General features: G+C 63.2%; 14 protein-coding genes. 7 read left to right on the top strand and 7 right to left on the bottom strand.

Annotated elements, in window-relative coordinates:
- Window positions 1-74: 74 nt before the first annotated feature.
- On the bottom strand, window positions 75-1,616 hold the full coding sequence (locus USDA257_RS23155; RefSeq protein ID WP_014765421.1) for a DEAD/DEAH box helicase: 1,542 nt from the start codon (window positions 1,614-1,616) through the stop codon (window positions 75-77).
- Between the two features lie 674 nt (window positions 1,617-2,290).
- Between USDA257_RS23155 and USDA257_RS23150 the strand changes: the two genes are divergently transcribed.
- The gene (locus USDA257_RS23150; RefSeq protein ID WP_014765420.1) at window positions 2,291-2,743 is read left to right on the top strand and encodes a host attachment protein; all 453 of its coding nucleotides are present in this window, start codon (window positions 2,291-2,293) and stop codon (window positions 2,741-2,743) included.
- Window positions 2,744-2,749: 6 nt separating this feature from the next.
- On the opposite strand, the gene mnmD is transcribed toward USDA257_RS23150, so the two are convergent.
- The gene (mnmD, locus tag USDA257_RS23145) at window positions 2,750-3,466 is read right to left on the bottom strand and encodes a tRNA (5-methylaminomethyl-2-thiouridine)(34)-methyltransferase MnmD (RefSeq protein ID WP_014765419.1); all 717 of its coding nucleotides are present in this window, start codon (window positions 3,464-3,466) and stop codon (window positions 2,750-2,752) included.
- A gap of 39 nt (window positions 3,467-3,505) precedes the next feature.
- Between mnmD and USDA257_RS23140 the strand changes: the two genes are divergently transcribed.
- The 6 genes from USDA257_RS23140 (at window position 3,506) to uraH (ending at window position 7,970) form a co-directional block, all read left to right on the top strand.
- Window positions 3,506-4,636, top strand: a complete 1,131-nt coding sequence (locus tag USDA257_RS23140; RefSeq protein WP_014765418.1) for an NAD(P)/FAD-dependent oxidoreductase — start codon at window positions 3,506-3,508, stop codon at window positions 4,634-4,636.
- A 75-nt stretch (window positions 4,637-4,711) separates the two neighbouring features.
- Window positions 4,712-5,512: a DUF1045 domain-containing protein gene (locus USDA257_RS23135; protein WP_014765417.1), complete on the top strand. Its 801-nt coding sequence runs from the start codon at window positions 4,712-4,714 to the stop codon at window positions 5,510-5,512.
- 78 nt (window positions 5,513-5,590) lie between these two features.
- A complete protein-coding gene (gene puuE, locus USDA257_RS23130; RefSeq protein WP_014765416.1) occupies window positions 5,591-6,520 on the top strand; it encodes an allantoinase PuuE in 930 nt (309 codons plus the stop codon).
- Complete coding sequence (gene uraD, locus USDA257_RS23125; protein WP_014765415.1) at window positions 6,520-7,023, top strand: 2-oxo-4-hydroxy-4-carboxy-5-ureidoimidazoline decarboxylase; 504 nt, start codon at window positions 6,520-6,522, stop codon at window positions 7,021-7,023. The genes puuE and uraD overlap by 1 nt, the downstream gene beginning before the upstream one ends.
- Before the next feature lie 78 nt (window positions 7,024-7,101).
- Entirely contained in the window at window positions 7,102-7,611 is a 510-nt protein-coding gene (locus tag USDA257_RS23120; protein ID WP_014765414.1) for an ureidoglycolate lyase, read from the top strand.
- The gene (uraH, locus tag USDA257_RS23115) at window positions 7,608-7,970 is read left to right on the top strand and encodes a hydroxyisourate hydrolase (RefSeq protein ID WP_014765413.1); all 363 of its coding nucleotides are present in this window, start codon (window positions 7,608-7,610) and stop codon (window positions 7,968-7,970) included. The genes USDA257_RS23120 and uraH overlap by 4 nt, the downstream gene beginning before the upstream one ends.
- Before the next feature lie 15 nt (window positions 7,971-7,985).
- On the opposite strand, the gene USDA257_RS23110 is transcribed toward uraH, so the two are convergent.
- The 5 genes from USDA257_RS23110 to xdhB form a co-directional block, all read right to left on the bottom strand.
- Window positions 7,986-9,131, bottom strand: coding sequence for an alpha-hydroxy acid oxidase (locus tag USDA257_RS23110; protein WP_014765412.1), 1,146 nt, complete (start codon window positions 9,129-9,131; stop codon window positions 7,986-7,988).
- Window positions 9,132-9,235: 104 nt separating this feature from the next.
- Window positions 9,236-10,552 carry a guanine deaminase gene (gene guaD, locus USDA257_RS23105; RefSeq protein ID WP_014765411.1) on the bottom strand — a complete coding sequence of 439 codons (1,317 nt, stop codon included), beginning with the start codon at window positions 10,550-10,552 and terminating at the stop codon, window positions 9,236-9,238.
- Entirely contained in the window at window positions 10,549-11,781 is a 1,233-nt protein-coding gene (locus tag USDA257_RS23100) for a urate hydroxylase PuuD (protein ID WP_014765410.1), read from the bottom strand. Before USDA257_RS23100 ends, guaD begins: the two co-directional genes overlap by 4 nt.
- 104 nt (window positions 11,782-11,885) lie before the next feature.
- A complete protein-coding gene (locus USDA257_RS23095; protein ID WP_161623541.1) occupies window positions 11,886-12,845 on the bottom strand; it encodes a LysR substrate-binding domain-containing protein in 960 nt (319 codons plus the stop codon).
- Window positions 12,846-13,294: 449 nt separating this feature from the next.
- On the bottom strand, window positions 13,295-15,631 hold the full coding sequence (xdhB, locus tag USDA257_RS23085) for a xanthine dehydrogenase molybdopterin binding subunit (protein ID WP_014765408.1): 2,337 nt from the start codon (window positions 15,629-15,631) through the stop codon (window positions 13,295-13,297).
- Window positions 15,632-15,639 lie beyond the last annotated feature (8 nt).

The raw sequence follows: 15,639 nt of genomic DNA, 5'->3' as shown, positions 1-15,639 counted from the left end.
GGCCGAGCTCGCCTAGATCGGGATGTTATCAAAAGACGGCCTTCGGCGGCCGCCCACAATGTCATCGTAGAGCGTCAGCCCTGCCGGCCGCCATTGTCTGCGCGGCGCACGCCTTGACCACGCTCGCCCCGATTGCCGGGCTGGCCGTCGCCATGACGGCGTCCCTCTTGCTTCGCGCCCGGGCGGCCATGGTGCTTCCGGTTCTCGTGGTTGCGGTTGCCTTCCGACCGGCCGTCGTGATGCCCGGGGGCTGCGGCGCGATGGTCGCGGCGCTCGCTCTTCTGCGGGCGGTCGTCGCGGAGTAGCTCGTCACCGGCAAACCCACCGGCCACGGCCGGTTCACGCGCGGGCCGTTTCGGGCGCTGGCCATCGCCATTGCCGCGATGCTGACCACCGCCATTGCCGCGATGTTGACCACCACCATTGCCGCGCTGCTGGCCATTGCCGCGACCTCCGCGACCCTTGGAGGGGCGGGCCTGGTCGGCCGGCGCATCGCCGCTGGCGACGGCGATCTGGATGCCCATCAGCTTTTCGATATCGCGCAGCAGGCGGATTTCGTCCGGCGCACAGAAGGCGATCGCGATGCCGTCGCGGCCGTTGCGGGCGGTGCGGCCGATGCGATGCACATAGGCATCCGGAACTTCCGGCAGATCGTAGTTGTAGACATGGGTGACGCCCGGAATGTCGATGCCACGGGCGGCGACATCGGTCGCGACGAGGACGCGGATCTCGCCGTCGCGGAACGCCTTCAGTGCCCGCTCGCGCTGACCCTGGCTCTTGTTGCCGTGGATCGAGGCGGCCTTGAAGCCGACATGGTCCAGATGCTTCATCAGCTTCTCGGCGCCGTGCTTCGTGCGGCTGAAGACCAGTGACAGACCATCGGGATTGTCGGTCAGCGTCCGCTTCAGGATCGTCGTTTTCAGGTCCTTGCCCGGAACGAAATGGACATATTGCTCAACCTTGTCGGCGGCCTTGCCGGGAGGCGTGACCTCGACCTTGACCGGATCGGTCAGGTACTCGCCGGCAAGCTCGGCGATCAGTTTCGGCATAGTTGCCGAGAAGAGCAGCGTCTGGCGGTTCTTCGGTACCAGCTTCGAAATCTTGCGCAGGTCGTGGATGAAGCCGAGGTCGAGCATCTGGTCGGCCTCGTCGAGCACGAGGTAGCGGCCCTGCGTCAGCGTCACGGCCTTACGGGCAATAAGGTCGAGCAGGCGGCCAGGTGTTGCGACGAGAATGTCGACGCCGCGGGCCAGTTGTTCGGTTTGCTTGTTGATCGAGACGCCGCCGACCACGACGCCGACCTTCAGCGGGCTCTTCTTCACGAAGAGCTTGAGGTTGGTGGCGATCTGGTTGACGAGTTCGCGGGTGGGGGCAAGCACGAGGGCGCGGATGTTGCGCGGGTCCGGGCGCTTGCCGTCCGCGACGAGCTTCTCGATCATCGGCAGGCCAAAGGCGGCCGTCTTGCCGGTGCCCGTCTGGGCGAGACCGATGAGGTCATGACCCTTGAGGACAAGCGGAATGGCCTGCGTCTGGATGGGCGTCGGCTTCTCGAAGCCATTGGCGGAGAGGGTCGCCAGGATGTCCTGCGAGAGACCGAGCTCTTTGAAAGTGGACAATGCATATACCTTTCGGGGCGCCAAACGCTGTCGCCGGAATCGCCTCTTGCAATTCCGGTGTCGTCTGGCGTCAAGAACCCCGCGTGAATTGGGAACTTGTGGGTTAAGAGAAAATCGTCAAGCGCCTGTGTGCTGCCGCCGGTTGCGGCGATGTATCGCGCTTTTCCTTCTTCCCAGCTCAATATGGTTGCCGAGGGCACGCTCACGCGGCGGCCGGAAGGTGACGCGCCTCCATGTCGGGGTTTTGCTTCGAAAAGTCAAGCTGCATCTTTTGCGGGTGCGAAATTAGTCTTCCGCTTCAGCTTTGAGCGCGGCGCGCTGTCGAGGGAAATCTTGAAGGGAAGCGGCGATCAAACATCGCGCACGAAAGCCTTGCAGAAGAAGCGCCGGAGCGTACAATTCCGCGGCTCGGCCTCAGCATTCCGGGCACGTTACGGCTGGAGGTCCGGTGCGAAGAGTGCCGGAAATAGCGTGGTTCCAAGTCGGCAGGAGCGAGCGATACCAGCCGATACCGGAACCCAGTTTCGATGCCTGCCTTGCCCGCTTGTAGCCAAGCCGCGTGACACTGGACGAAAAAGGACCCTGGGCGATTGGGAACCTGACGCGACTTCAACCGTTCCATTCCTTGAGCCTTTGCCGACCTATCTGCCAACCGAGACACAGGGGAGGAACTCGTGCGAGACCGGATTTGGATACTGACCGCCGACGGCAACGCAGCGCGGATCGTCAAGGACGTCAACTTACTCAAGGACGGGCGACAGCAGCCGGAAGTGGAGACGTACCAGATAGAAGGCAGACGAGCTCAGGACATCATGGCCGACAAACCGGGCCGCAGCCATTCGTCCGTCGGCCACGGTCGCTCGGCCATGGAATATAGCAGCGATCCGGTGCGCGAAGAGCAACACCGTTTCGCAGTGGAGATTGCCGAGAAGCTCGACCATTATGCGTTGGAGAACGCCTTCGACAACCTGGTGATCTGCGCTGCGCCGAGAACGTTGGGCGACCTCCGGAAGCTGCTTTCCCATCACGTCAAGGAAAAGACCGTTGCCGAGATCGACCGCAACTGCGTAGCCGTGCCGACCGATCAGCTGATTGCGACGGTCAAGTCCGTGGTCTTTCCCGGATAGTCACGTTCAAGCCTTATCGCCCCGCAGCATCTCGCGCTTGCCGGCAAAGCCTGGAAGACGTTCGACAGCAAAGCCGGCGGCAGCGAGGTTGCGGCGGGCGAAACCCGCCGCAGCATAGGTGGCGAAGGTACCGCCGCGGACCGTCCTGTCGAAGACTGCCTGCATGAGAACCGACGACCACATGTCCGGGTTGCGGGAGGGTGCGAAGCCGTCTAGGTACCAGGCGTCGAAGCTTTCCCGGCATTGGGAGACGCCGTCGAGCGCCGTGCCGCAGACCACGGTCAGGCGTACGGTGTTGAAGTCAATGTCGATGCGGCCTCCGGGGCTATTCGACCAAGTGCCGACGAGCGCCTGGCGCTCCGCGGCGATCTCCGGCCAATGGGAGAGGGCTCGATCGATCTCGTCGGCGCGCATCGGAAAGCGCTCGAAGGAGACGAAGTGCAGCCGGCCATTCGAGACCTGCGCCTGTTTCCATTGCCGCCAAGTTTCGCAGAAATTCAAGCCGGTGCCGAAGCCAAGTTCGCCGATCGTGAAGGCGCCGCCTGCGTTCCAACGCGCCGGCAGCCTGTTGCCGGCGAGGAAGACGTGGCCGCATTCCAGCCGGCCTTCGGTGCGGCAATAAAAGTGATCGCCAAATTCCAGCGAATAGGGCATATCGCCAGCATGCCATTCAAGGCTCTGCTGTGCCGGCGGTTGGTTCTGGCGGGGGTCGGTTTCTGTCATGGCAGTGCCGATAGGCTTCCAGCCAGATAAGGTCAATCGATGAGCGAAGTTTTGATCGTTGGCGGTGGTATCATGGGGCTCTGGGCGGCACTCATGGCCGGTCGCGCCGGTATCGAGACGCGCCTCCTCGAGCGGAAAGACATCGGCGCGGGTGCGAGCGGCGGTTTGCTCGGCGCGCTGATGCCGCATATGCCCGACCGCTGGAACGGCAAGAAACAGTTCCAGTTCGATGCTCTTGTTTCGCTTGAGACGGAAATTGCCCGGCTGGAAGCGGAGACGGGGCTTTCGGCGGGCTATCGCCGCTCGGGCCGGATCATGCCGCTCGGCAGACAGCATCTGCGCGAGATAGCACTCGGCCACGAGGAGGACGCGGAGCGGCACTGGATCGCTGGCGACCGACGGTTCCATTGGCACGTCCGTGACGCCGGCATCGATAGCTGGCCGGCGGCGGATACTGCATCTTTCGGGGTCGTCCACGATACGTTGGCCGCCCGCGTGTCGCCGCGAAGCCTGCTCGCGATGCTCCGGACGGCACTCGCCGCCTTTCCTCATGTCAGTGTCGAGGAGGGCGTCGAGGTGACCACGATCGACCCGCAGCATGGCTGGCTGGTGCTTGCCGATGGACGTGCGTTGACCTTCGGGCATTGTATTTTATCCGCAGGCGTCGCGAGTTTTCCCTTGATCGACCGATTGGCGGTGCGGCCGCAGGCGCCGAGCGGCGGCGCCGTCAAGGGGCAGGCGGCACTGCTTCGCGGCGACATCAATCCGGCCTCACCGATCATCTTCACCGAAGGCCTCTACATCGTTCCGCATGAAAACGGTCACGTGGCCGTCGGCAGTACTAGCGAGAACCAATTCGACGAGCCGTGCGCCACGGACGCGCAACTGGATGCACTGATCGATCGCGCCGTGGCTCTGGCGCCCATCCTGCGCGGTGCGCCGGTGGTCGAGCGCTGGGCGGGGTTACGCCCCAAGGCCACGGGGCGGGAGCCGATAGTCGGCCGACATCCCGATCATCAGCGGCTGTCGGTGCTGACGGGCGGCTTCAAGGTCAGTTTTGGCATGGCGCATGTTCTGGCGGGCTTCGTCATCGACGAACTTGTCGGGCGGATGAGCATCGAATTGCCGCAATCGTTCCGATGCGAAACCCATATCGCCGGCCTGCAATAGCCCCCATCCGACTTCGTCAATCTGTCACGCAAATCACCTAAGAGGCGGCTATCGACTGGAGTTTTGGAGCCCGCAATGCGCTATGCCATTTGTTTTACGCCGCCGATGGGAGACCCGCTGTCCGCGGCGGCGGCGAGCTGGCTCGGCCGCAGCGTCTATTCCGGCGAGCCCGTAGAGCCGCCGTCGATCGCCGGACTTCGCGTCTCGGAGATCGCCTTCCATACGGCGGTTCCGCGCCGCTTCGGCTTTCACGCCATGATCATGGCCCCCTTTCGCCTTGCCGACGGCATCGATGAAGCGCAGCTGCTGAGGGCGCTGATGCATTTCACCAGCGCGGAGACGCCATTTGCGATCGAGCGGCTGGAGGTGGCACGCCTAAGCCAGTGCTTGGGCTTGCTGCCGACGGTGCCGAGCCAGGCGATGCATATGCTCGCCGCGCGGGTTCTGCAGGCATTCGACCGATTTCGGGCCCCGCTCAGCGAGGACGACATCGAACGCTCCGATCCCGATCGATTGACGGCGCCGCAATTCTCCAACCTGCATCGCTGGGGCGACCCCTTCGTGATGGAAGAATACCGTTTCCATTTGAAGCTCACCGGCCCTCTGGGTGCCGATGTCGGCCAGCGATTGGAGGCGCCGCTGCGGGAAGTCTTCGAACCGCACCTGACGAAACCGCTCGTGGTCGACAGCCTTGCCTTGTTCGTCGAACCGGACACGGGTGCGCCGCTGCGCGTCCATTCTCAGCATCCGCTCGGCAAGATTTCCGTTCGTCCACGAGGCGAAAGGACGATCCGGCCCGGGCCGCAGCGCCAGATATCTGGTGATGCTGGAGGTCCATTGGCACACGTCGCCAATTCCCTTGCCGCGATACGCTAGGGACCTTTATCGCCGCCATTTTCATCTCGACAATCCGGTGTGCGGTGCTACCGTTCCGGAAAAATCGAAGGTGATTTCATGGCCGAGACTTCCTATTCGCGCGACTTCGTTGGCTATGGGCGCACGCCGCCAAAGCCGCATTGGCCGGACGATGCGCGCATCGCCGTGCAGTTCGTTCTGAACTATGAGGAAGGCGGGGAGAGCTGCATTCTCGATAACGATCCGGCTTCGGAATGCCTGCTGTCCGAGATCGTCGGCGCGCAGCCCTGGCCGGGTCAGCGCAACCTCAATATGGAGTCCATCTACGAATACGGGGCACGGGCCGGCTTCTGGCGGCTGTGGCGAATGTTTACCAGCCGCGGCGTGACGCTGACGGTCTATGGCGTGACGCGCGCCATGGCGCGCAATCCGGAGGCGGTCGCAGCGATGAAGGACGCCGGCTGGGAGATCGCCAGCCACGGGCTGCGCTGGCTCGAATACAAGGATTTTCCGGAGGAAGTCGAGCGCGAGCACATTCGCGAGGTGGTGCGGCTGCATACGGAGCTGACGGGCGAGCGCCCGCTCGGCATCTATCAGGGCAAGCCCTCGGTCAACACGCTGAAGCTCGTCCTGGAAGAGGGCGGCTTCCTCTATTCCTGTGATTCCTATGCGGACGAGCTCCCCTATTGGGTTCCCGGATTGACCCCCGAGAAGCCGCATCTGATCATTCCCTACACGCTCGACGCCAACGACATGCGCTTTGCCACCAACCAGGGCTTCAATTCCGGCGACCAGTTCTTCACCTATCTCAAGGACACCTTCGACGTGCTCTATGAGGAAGGCACGGAAGGCAGCCCGAAGATGATGAATGTCGGCCTGCATTGCCGCCTCGTCGGCCGACCCGGCCGGGCAGCGGCGCTCGCCCGCTTCATCGACTACGTCATGTCCCACGACCAAGTATGGATACCACGGCGCATCGACATTGCCCGTCACTGGTACGAACACCACAGACCGGAAGGACTGCGCTGATGTCGGAACGCGAGGATTTCGTTCGCCGCTTCGGCGGCATCTTCGAGCATTCGCCCTGGGTGGCGGAGCGTGCGTTCGATCGTGCCGCCTCGTCGGGTTTGACGGCCGGCAATATCCATTCGGCGCTCTGCAATGCCTTTCGTGCCGCGTCGCCCGCAGAACGTCTCGCGGTTTTGCGCGCGCATCCCGATCTCGCCGGCAAGCTGGCCGTCGCCGGCAAGCTTACCATCGACTCGAGGTCCGAGCAGGCATCGGCGGGCCTCGACCGGCTTTCGCCGGAGGAGCATGCGCGCTTCACGGAGCTCAACGCGGCCTATACGAAGAAGTTCGGCTTTCCTTTCATCATCGCGGTGAAGGGGCTGTCGAAGGAGGAGATCCTCGCGGCCTTCGAGCAACGGATTGACAATTCCGTGGAAGAGGAATTTGAAACCGCCTGCGCGCAGGTGGAGCAGATCGCCCGGCTGCGGCTCGGTTCCATGCTTCCGGGAGAAGATAATGCCTGACAATACAGTTCCCGAACTGCCCGCCGGCGCCGTTTCGCGCCCTGGTCTCAATGGCCGGAGAGCCGGGACCCAGGCCTGATGTCGCATCTCATTTCAATCGAGCCTCTGACGAAGGAGGCTTTCGCCCCGTTCGGCAGCGTCATCGAGCCCGACCCGGCGTCGGCGCGCCTCATCAATGGCGGCAATACCGAGCGGTTTCATGCGCTTGCTGAAGTCGAGGTCGTTGGGGAGGGCGCTCGGGTGATTATCAACATCTTTCGCGGCCAGCCGCGAGCTTTTCCCTACAGCCTTGCCATGATGGAGCGTCACCCGCTCGGCAGCCAGAGTTTCTCGCCACTTGACGATCGGCCCTGGCTGGCGGTTGTCGCCGCGGACGAAGGCGGTCGGCCGGGCAGGCCGCGGGTCTTTCTGGCAAGCGGCCGGCAGGGGGTCAATTATGGTCGCAATGTCTGGCATCATCCGCTGATGGCGATCGATGACGCCAGCGATTTCATCGTCGTCGATCGCGGCGGACCGGGCAACAATCTCGAGGAATTCTTCTACGAAAAGCCTTTCGTCATTCCCGGTTTGAAGGAGAGCGTCCGATGAGCAAGAGCGGCCGCCTGACGACCCATGTTCTCGACACCGCACTCGGCAAGCCGGCCGAAGGGCTGCGCATCGACCTCTATCGGCTGGACGGCGAGGAGCGACAGTTGGTCGTGACGGTTCGCACAAACAGCGACGGCCGCGTCGACGGGCCGCTCGCGGAGGGCGAGCTCTTCAAGGCGGGGCAATACGAGCTGGTCTTTCACGCGGGCGACTATTTGCGCGCAGCCGGGGTGGCGATTTCGGAACCAGCCTTCCTCGACCTTGTCCCGCTGCGGTTCGGCATCGCCGACCCCACCAGCCATTACCACGTGCCGCTGCTGCTCTCGCCTTACGGCTATTCCACCTATCGCGGCAGTTGAGCCGACGGGCGCGCGCTAGATCGCGTAATCGTCGATGACGTCGCGACCCACGTCGTTGATGTTGCGCTTGCCGCAAAGCGCCATGGTGGTGTCCATCTCCTTGCGGATAATGTCGAGGGCGAGGGTCACGCCGTCTTTGCCCATCGCACCGAGGCCGTAAAGGAACGGGCGGCCGATGAAGGTGCCCTTGGCACCAAGCGCGATGGCTTTCAGCACGTCCTGGCCGGAGCGGATGCCGCCATCGAGATGAACCTCGATCTGATCGCCGACGGCATCGATAATGCGCGGCAACATGCTGATCGAAGACGACGCTCCGTCGAGCTGGCGGCCGCCATGGTTCGATACGATGATCGCGTCGGCCCCGGTCTTTGCGGCCATTTTCGCGTCTTCCGGATCGAGAATACCCTTCAGGATGAGCGGGCCGCCCCAGCGCTCCTTGATCCACTCGACGTCTTTCCAGGAGAGCTGCGGATCGAACTGCTCCGCAGTCCATGCATGAAGAGAGGAGAGGTCGGTGACGCTCTTGGCGTGCCCGACGATGTTGCGGAAGGTGCGCCGGTTCGTGCCGAGCATCTTCATGCACCAGCGGGGCCGGGTCGCCATCATCCAGAGATGTTTTGGCGTCATGCGCGGCGGTGCCGATAGCCCGTTGCGAAGATCCTTGTGGCGCTGGCCGAGAATCTGCAGATCGAGCGTCAGGACGAGGGCCGAGCATTTAGCAGCCTTGGCGCGGTCGATGAGGTTGAGCACGAACTCGCGCTCGCGCATGACGTAGAGCTGAAACCAGAAGGGTTTCGTCGTGACGGATGCGACGTCCTCGATCGAGCAGATGCTCATGGTCGAGAGCGTGAACGGAACGCCATAGGCCTCGGCCGCCTGGGCCGCCAGCATTTCGCCGTCGGCATGCTGCATGCCGGTCAAGCCGGTCGGGGCAAGCGCGACCGGCATCGACACCTTCTGGCCGATCATCGTCGTTTCGAGCGAGCGATTGGTCATGTCGACCAGCACCCGCTGGCGCAGCTTGATCTTCGCGAAATCCTCCTCATTCGCCCGATAGGTACCCTCCGTCCAGGCGCCGCTATCGGCGTAGTCGAAGAAGAGCTTCGGAACCCGCCGCTTGGCGAGCGCCTTCAGGTCGCGGATGTCGAGGATTTGCGTCATGGATCGCCCTCATCGAATGGAGATTACGGACGCCTTATCACGTTTTCAAAGGGGGTGTAATAGTCGCGGAAGGCAAGAGGTCAAAAAAATTGACCTCTTTTCGCTCAGGCGGCTACGAGCGCCGATTTCGCTGGCGTGCCCGCTACATAGGTCTCGATGATCGACCGGTCGTCGCCCATGGTCTGCAGCAGGAAGAGCTCGTCGGCGAGCGAATTGACCACTTCGGCCCTGAGCGCCATCGCGGGTGTGGCCGCCATATCGAGCACTGTGAGATCGGCATCGGTGCCGGGCTCCAGCGTGCCGATGCGGTCGGAAAGCGAGAGCGCCTCGGCATTGCCGCGGGTCATCATGTAGAAGCTGTCGAAGGGGTTCAGCCGCTCGCCCTGCAACTGCAGGATCTTGTAGGCCTCGTCGAGCGTCTTCAGCATCGAATAGCTGGTGCCGCCGCCGATGTCGGAAGCGACCGAGACGCGCACCGGCTTCTCGCGCCGCGTCAGCGTGCGGAGCGGAAACAGGCCGGAACCGAGGAAGAGGTTCGATGTCGGGCAGAAGACCGCGACCGAGCCGGTCTCGCTCATCGCATCGGCCTCGCGCTCCGAGAGATGGATGCAATGACCGAACAGGCTTTTCGGACCGAGCAGGCCATAGCGGGCGTAGACGTCGGTATAGTCCTTCGCCTCCGGATAGAGTTCGCAGGTAAACGCGATCTCGTCGCGGTTTTCCGAAAGATGCGTCTGCACGTGGAGGTCCGGAAACTCCCGGACGAGCGATTTCGCCATCTCCATCTGCTCCGGCGTCGAGGTGATGGCGAAGCGCGGCGTGATGGCGACATGGTTGCGGCCCTTGCCGTGCCAGTCGGCAATGACCGCGCGCGTCTCGTCATAGCTCATCTCGGGCGTGTCGAGCAGGCCCTGTGGGGCGTTGCGGTCCATCATCACCTTGCCGGCGACCATGCACATGCCGCGCCTCAGGCTCTCGGCGAAGAAGGCGTCGGCGGACGCCTTGTGCACCGAGCAATAGGCCGTTGCCGTCGTCGTGCCGTGGCGAACCATTTCGTCGAAGAAGCGGGCGGCGATGCGCTCCGCATGCGCCGTCTCGACGAACCGGCACTCCTCGGGAAAGGTATAGGTATTCAGCCATTCGAGCAGGTTGGCCGCATAGGAGGCCATGACCTGCATCTGCGGGAAGTGCAGATGCGTGTCGATGAAGCCCGGCAGGATGAGGTGCAGTCGATGGTCGGTCTCCTCCACACCTTCCGGCGCTACAGCCTTGACGGTCGCATAGGGACCGGAAGCCTTGATCACGCCATCCTCGACGAGCAGCGCGCCGTCACTCTCATAGGTGTAGGCGGCGCTGTCGTCGATGCTCTGCGGAGCACGGTTGAAGCTTAGCGTGCGGCCGCGGATCAGGGTAGCTGTCATCTTGTCTCCCCGACGGCGCTCTCGAACCAGGCCGTTAAAAGCGTGCGTTCGTCCGCCGTCATGTCGGTTATGTTGCCGGGCGGCATGGCGTGGCTGCGCCCCGCCTGGATATAGATTTCGCGGGCCAGGGCGGCAATCTCGGCGTCGCTCTCGAGTATGATGCCCTTCGGAGCGCGGGCAATGCCCTCATAAACGGGCTCGGCCGCATGGCACATGCTGCAGCGGGTCGCGATCGTGTCCTTGACTGCCGGGAAATGCGCATTCTCGGCAAAGCGCTTGAAAGCCGGTGCGGCCTCGGTCCACTCGTCCCCGGTCAGGATCTTCGGCGCGGTCGACAGCCACATGATCAGGATGAAGAGGATCGCGGTCGCCAGCCAGGTCCAGGTGGGCTTGCCCTTTCGCGCATGCGTCGTGTTGAACCAGTGGCGGATCGTCACGCCCATCAGGAACACCAATGCCGCGATGATCCAGTTGAGGGGCGTCGCGAAGGCGAGCGGGTAATGGTTCGACAGCATGAAGAAGATGACCGGCAGCGTCAGGTAGTTGTTGTGCAGCGAACGCTGCTTGGCCTGGGCGCCGAGCCTCGGATCGGGTGTCTTCCCGGCGATCAGGTCGGCAACGACGATCTTCTGGTTGGGGATGATGATGAAGAAGACGTTGGCGGACATGATCGTCGCCGTGAAGGCGCCGAGATGCAGGAAGGCGGCACGGCCGGTGAAGACCTGTGTGTAGCCCCAGGCCATCGCGACCAGCACGACATAGAGAAGGGCCATCAGGCCCCAGGTGTTCTTGCCGATCGGCGACTTGCAGAGAAGGTCATAAAGGATCCAGCCGACGCCGAGCGAAGCAAGCGAGATCAGGATCGCCGTCGTGGCGGAGATATCCAGCACATGCCGGTCGATCAGGAAGAGATCGGCGCCGCCGTAATAGACGATGCAGAGCATCGCAAAGCCCGAGAGCCATGTCGAATAGGACTCCCATTTGAACCAGGTGAGATGCTCCGGCATCATGGCCGGCGCCACCAGATATTTCTGGATATGGTAGAAACCGCCGCCATGCACCTGCCATTCCTCGCCATAGGCGCCCGGGGGCAGATGCTCGCGCTTCACCAGGCCTAGGTCGAGCGCGACGAAATAGAAGGACGAGCCGATCCAGGCGATGGCGGTGACGACATGCAGCCAGCGGACGGCAAAGGCCAGCCATTCCCAGGCGATGGCGAATTCGTACATTCAGGTCCCCTTTTCTCCGTTCGCTCACCTTGCGAGAAAAAAGGAGAGGGGGGAAGAGGCGTTTTATACGTTAGAGTGCATTTCCACGCGCGGCGACACGGATCTTAATCCGTTGAATCCAAAGGGTAAGCCTCGCCGGCCACCGGGCTGGTCATTGCCGCGGCTCCAATGCCATTGCGCCGTTCGAACTCTCCGAGGATCCAGTCGCGGAAGCTGCGGATCTTCGCGACGTTGCGGCGTGCGTGCGGGTAGACGAGCCAGTAATCGTGTCCATCGCTGCAGCGCAGGTCGAAGGGTTGGTAGAGCCGACCCAGCGCGACGTCGTCTGCATAAAAGTCCGGCGTCAGGATCGCCACGCCTTGCCCCGCGATTGCGGCACCCGCTTCGAAGGACTGTCCACCAAGCCGGGTAGCCGGCCGACCGTCGAGGTCCGGATCCTCGACGCCCGCCGCTCGGAACCACAAAGGCCACCAGGGATCTTGGGGACCGATGATACGCAGCTTCAGAAGGTCGCGCGGTTCATTCACTCCGCCGATCGTCGCAGCGAGCGCCGGACTGAGCATGGGCGTAAATTCGACCGTCATCAGCCGATGACTGACGAGACCCGGCCAGGAACCCGTGCCCGACCGGATCCCCACGTCCACCCCCTCCTTGCTGTAATCGACCATCGAGTCGCTTGCCGCGAGGCGAACGGCAATGTTGGGGTGGGCCAGCTGGAACGTGCCGATATTGCGGGCGAACCATTGCGACGCAAAGGTCGCAGTCGAACTGATGAGAAGGGCCGTCTGCGCATCGTCGCGTGCCGAGGCGACTGCGTCCTGCAGCATCGCGAAGCCTTCCGTCACCTTCGGCGCCAGCCGCTGGCCCACTTCCGTCAAGGTCACCTGGCGGGGACGCCTCAGGAACAGCGGCTCGCCGACATTCTGTTCAATGAGCTTGATTTGGTAGCTGACCGCCGTCTGGGTCATGCCGAGCTCCTCGCCCGCCTTGGTGAAGCTGCCGAGCCGGGCGGCCGCCTCGAAAACCCTCAGCGCATTCAGCGGGAACTGCTTCGACATCTTCATGGATAAGCTCTCTTGATGCATGCAGACGGATGTTCGATTGGAATTCGAGCACGTTCGGCGGCATGCTGCAAGTCAACTTCATCGCTTCGAAAGGTGTTCAGATGTCTTGCGATGTATTGGAATATGCTGAAGGAAAGCCGCTTCTGTCGTTCGGCGGCGCAATGCGGTTCGCCGCGTCCGCGGTTCGCCGCATGAGAGGCCGGAGCTTGAAACTCGACCTCGAATCCACGTCCGACTACATGAAAAAGGACCTGGGATTCCTCGATGGGCGCATGCCTCGCTGCGACGATCAGATGCTGCGATAGATCGCGGCTTCTGGTGTTGCGGTTGCTCCTCATCCGGCCTGCCGGCCACCTTCTCCCCGCGAGCGGGGCGAAGGGGACGTGCCGCACTGCCTCCATCCCCTCTCTATGTCAGAATGGGGAGGGCTATCTTCGACAAATCAGCTCTTAGAGTCCTCTGAGACGCTCCACCGCCATCAAGACGCGCTCCGGCGTCGCCGGGGCATCAAGGCGAGGGCACTCGCGATAGCCGGCGACGCTGGCGACCGCCATCGATAGGGCCTCGAGCACCGAGATCGGCAGCATCAAGGGTGGCTCGCCCACCGCCTTCGAACGGCCGATGGTTTTTTCCGCGTTTTCCGACCATTCGGCGAGGCGCACGTTGAAGATTTTCGGCCGGTCGGAGGTGAGGGGAATCTTGTAGGTAGAGGGGGCATGGGTCCTGAGCCGCCCTTTCTCATCCCACCAGAGTTCCTCCATCGTCAGCCAGCCCATGCCCTGCACGAAACCGCCCTCGATCTGGCCGAGGTCGATCGCCGGATTGAGAGAGCGGCCGACGTCGTGCAGCACGTCGACCCGGTCGACCAGATATTCGCCGGTCAGCGTGTCGATCGACACTTCGGAGACCGCAGCGCCGTAGGCGAAATAATAGAAGGGCGTGCCTCGGCCGGCGGCGCGGTCCCAGTGGATTTTCGGCGTCTTGTAGAAGCCGGCCGAGGAAAGCTGCACCCGCGCCGCATAGGCTTGTCCGATGAACTCGGCGAAGGGCACGAGCTCTTCGCCGATCTTCACGTGGTTCGGCACGAAAGTCACATTTTCGGCGGTCGTCTGCCAGCGCTCGGCGGCGAAGGCGACGAGGCGTTCCTTGATCTGGCGGGCGGCGTCGAAGGCGGCCATGCCGTTGAGGTCGGAACCCGAAGAGGCGGCGGTCGCAGACGTGTTCGGCACCTTGCCGGTCGTCGTCGCGGTGATCTTCACCTGATCGATATCGATCTGGAAACTATCGGCGAGTACCTGGGCCACCTTGGTGTAGAGGCCCTGACCCATCTCCGTGCCGCCGTGATTGAGATGGACCGAACCGTCCGTGTAGATGTGAACGAGCGCACCCGCCTGATTGAGATGGGTGAGGGTGAAGGAGATGCCGAACTTCACCGGTGTCAGCGCGATGCCCTTGCGGATCACCCGGCTCGACCTGTTGAAGTCGATGATCGCGGTACGCCGCGCCTGATACTCGGCGCTCGCCTCCAGTTCCTCGACGATCTGCCGGATGATGTTGTCTTCGATCTTCTGGTGGTAGGGCGTGATGTCGCGCCCCGAGCCCTTGTCGCCGTAGAAGTTCAGCTTGCGGATTTCGAGCGGGTCCTTGCCGAGCGCATAGGCGATCTCCTCGATGATCCGCTCGCCGCCGACCATGCCCTGCGGCCCACCGAAACCGCGGAAGGCGGTGTTGGAAATCGTATTGGTTTTCAGCGGTTGCGAGGTCAGCTTCACATGCGGATAGAAGTAGGCGTTGTCGGCATGGAAGAGAGCCCGGTCGGTCACCGGTCCGGAAAGATCGGCAGAAAAACCGCAGCGCGCGGCATAAGTCGCCTGGACCGCCAGGATCTGACCGTCATCGTCGAAGCCGACATCATAGTCGACGAGGAAGTCGTGCCGCTTCCCCGTGGCGATCATGTCGTCGTCGCGGTCGGGCCGGAACTTCACGGCACGGCGCAGCTTGCGCGCGGCAACTGCAGCGAGTGCGGCAAACTGATTGCCCTGTGTTTCCTTGCCGCCGAAGCCGCCGCCCATACGGCGGACATTGACGGTGACGGCATTCGCCGGGACGCCGAGCACATGCGCGACCATGCGCTGGATCTCGCTTGGATGCTGGGTGGAGGACCAGACGGTGATATCGTCGTCTTCGCCAGGCACCGCCAGGGCGACATGTCCCTCCAGGTAGAAGTGCTCCTGGCCGCCGATCCGCATCCGGCCCTTCAGCCGGCGTGGTGCGCGCTCCAGTTCGCCCTCCGCATCGCCGCGCTGCAGCGTCAGCGGCGGGGTGACGAGCTCGCCGCCTCCGGCCATTGCATCGGCGACATCGATCATGTGGGGCAGGTCGCGATAGGTGATCTTCGCAAGCCGCGCGGCACGGCGGGCAGTGTCGCGCGTCTCGGCAATCACCGCAAAGGCCGGCTGGCCATGGAACTGCACGCGACCGTCGGCAAGCACCGGCTCGTCGTGCAGGTGGGTGGGGCTGATGTCGTTCGAATGCGGCATGTCCTTGGCGGTCAGCACCAGGACGACGCCGGGAAGGGCGGCGACCGCGGAGAGGTCCAAGTCAAGGATTTCTGCATGGGCCCGGTCGGTCAGTCCCAGTGCGCCGTGCAGAGTGCCGGCGGGTTCCGGCATGTCGTCGATATAGTCGGCGGTCCCGGCCACGTGCTTGTGGGCGCTGTCGTGGCGGAGTTCGGCGTGCATGGGACCGGCGATGGTCGTGGGCTCGCCGAAGCTGGACTTATCCATCGCTTAGT

The organism is Sinorhizobium fredii USDA 257 (genome assembly GCF_000265205.3).
GTDB lineage: Bacteria > Pseudomonadota > Alphaproteobacteria > Rhizobiales > Rhizobiaceae > Sinorhizobium > Sinorhizobium fredii_B.
Note: the sequence above shows the minus strand (reverse complement) of the source record. Positions and strands in the feature narration are given on the sequence as shown.

What these genes read in the sequence shown, in the direction of transcription:
- mnmD (WP_014765419.1), bottom strand. Translation starts at nt 3,466, where the DNA reads ATGACAGAAACCGACCCCCGCCAGAACCAACCGCCGGCACAGCAGAGC.
- USDA257_RS23140 (WP_014765418.1), top strand. Translation starts at nt 3,506, where the DNA reads ATGAGCGAAGTTTTGATCGTTGGCGGTGGTATCATGGGGCTCTGGGCG.
- USDA257_RS23135 (WP_014765417.1), top strand. Translation starts at nt 4,712, where the DNA reads ATGCGCTATGCCATTTGTTTTACGCCGCCGATGGGAGACCCGCTGTCC.
- puuE (WP_014765416.1), top strand. Translation starts at nt 5,591, where the DNA reads ATGGCCGAGACTTCCTATTCGCGCGACTTCGTTGGCTATGGGCGCACG.
- uraD (WP_014765415.1), top strand. Translation starts at nt 6,520, where the DNA reads ATGTCGGAACGCGAGGATTTCGTTCGCCGCTTCGGCGGCATCTTCGAG.
- USDA257_RS23120 (WP_014765414.1), top strand. Translation starts at nt 7,102, where the DNA reads ATGTCGCATCTCATTTCAATCGAGCCTCTGACGAAGGAGGCTTTCGCC.
- uraH (WP_014765413.1), top strand. Translation starts at nt 7,608, where the DNA reads ATGAGCAAGAGCGGCCGCCTGACGACCCATGTTCTCGACACCGCACTC.
- USDA257_RS23110 (WP_014765412.1), bottom strand. Translation starts at nt 9,131, where the DNA reads ATGACGCAAATCCTCGACATCCGCGACCTGAAGGCGCTCGCCAAGCGG.
- guaD (WP_014765411.1), bottom strand. Translation starts at nt 10,552, where the DNA reads ATGACAGCTACCCTGATCCGCGGCCGCACGCTAAGCTTCAACCGTGCT.
- USDA257_RS23100 (WP_014765410.1), bottom strand. Translation starts at nt 11,781, where the DNA reads ATGTACGAATTCGCCATCGCCTGGGAATGGCTGGCCTTTGCCGTCCGC.
- USDA257_RS23095 (WP_161623541.1), bottom strand. Translation starts at nt 12,845, where the DNA reads ATGAAGATGTCGAAGCAGTTCCCGCTGAATGCGCTGAGGGTTTTCGAG.
- xdhB (WP_014765408.1), bottom strand. Translation starts at nt 15,631, where the DNA reads ATGGATAAGTCCAGCTTCGGCGAGCCCACGACCATCGCCGGTCCCATG.